Consider the following 232-nt stretch of genomic DNA (forward strand, 5'->3'; position numbering starts at 1 on the left):
CTAAGGTTGAACAATCTAAAGATTCTGAAGGTCATGATGTGATTGATACCACTACCTATGAAGTTGATCCAAAAACAGGTAAGGTAACTCCAACAACCGTTCGAACTTATGGAACAACAAAAGAACCAACAGTTGAGAAGAGAGTAGTACCATCACTTGTTGTCTATGAAAAAGATGATACGAAAGAAAAAGGTACAGCCCCAACTACTGTTAAAGGTGAAGATGGTGAAGA

The 232-nt window shown here is 37.9% G+C and carries 1 pseudogene; it reads left to right on the forward strand.

Going from position 1 to position 232, the window contains the following annotated elements:
• Window positions 1-232, forward strand: a pseudogene (locus HMPREF2837_RS05030) (hypothetical protein); the annotation flags it as partial.

Origin of the sequence: Streptococcus sp. HMSC071D03 (genome assembly GCF_001812125.1) — a bacterium.
Taxonomy (GTDB): domain Bacteria; phylum Bacillota; class Bacilli; order Lactobacillales; family Streptococcaceae; genus Streptococcus; species Streptococcus pseudopneumoniae_N.